At 68.7% G+C, this 924-nt stretch carries 1 protein-coding gene; it reads left to right on the forward strand.

Translation table 11 applies throughout. From position 1 onward, the window contains the following. Nucleotides 1-924, forward strand: a 924-nt coding sequence (locus tag WDV06_RS36985; RefSeq protein WP_395514177.1) for a 2-oxoacid:ferredoxin oxidoreductase subunit beta, incomplete at both ends; no start/stop codon positions are given.

Consider the following 924-nt stretch of genomic DNA (forward strand, 5'->3'; position numbering starts at 1 on the left):
GGACTTCAAGTCGGACCAGGAGGTCCGCTGGTGCCCGGGCTGCGGGGACTACGCCGTCCTCGCCGCCGTCCAGGGCTTCATGCCCGAGCTGGGCCTGGCCCGCGAGAACATCGTCTTCGTCTCCGGCATCGGCTGCTCCTCCCGCTTCCCGTACTACATGAACACCTACGGGATGCACTCCATCCACGGCCGCGCCCCCGCCATCGCCACCGGCCTGGCCACCTCCCGCCGCGACCTGTCCGTCTGGGTCGTCACCGGCGACGGCGACGCCCTCTCCATCGGCGGCAACCACCTCATCCACGCCCTCCGCCGCAACGTCAACCTCAAGATCCTCCTATTCAACAACCGGATCTACGGACTCACCAAGGGCCAGTACTCCCCCACCTCCGAACTCGGCAAAATCACCAAGTCCACCCCCATGGGCTCCCTCGACGCCCCCTTCAACCCCGTCTCCCTCGCCCTGGGCGCCGAAGCCTCCTTCGTCGCCCGCACCATCGACTCCGACCGCAAACACCTCACCGAGGTCCTGCGCCAGGCCGCCGACCACCCCGGCACCGCCCTCGTCGAGATCTACCAGAACTGCAACATCTTCAACGACGGCGCCTTCGAGGCCCTCAAGGACAAGGACCAGGCCGAAGAAGCCGTCATCCGCCTCGAACACGGCCGGCCGATCCGCTTCGGCACCGACCTCACCCAGGGCGTCACCCGCAACCCACACACCGGCGACCTCGAAGTGGTCACCGTCACCCCGGACAACCAGGCCCGCATCCTCGTCCACGACGCCCACGCCGCCACCCCCACCACCGCCTTCGCCCTCTCCCGCCTCGCCGACCCCGACACCCTCCACCACACCCCCATCGGCGTCTTCCGCGACATCCGGCGCCCCGTCTACGACACCCTCATGGCCGACCAGCTGGACACCGC

It is taken from the genome of Streptomyces racemochromogenes, assembly GCF_044129415.1.
Lineage (GTDB): Bacteria > Actinomycetota > Actinomycetes > Streptomycetales > Streptomycetaceae > Streptomyces > Streptomyces racemochromogenes_A.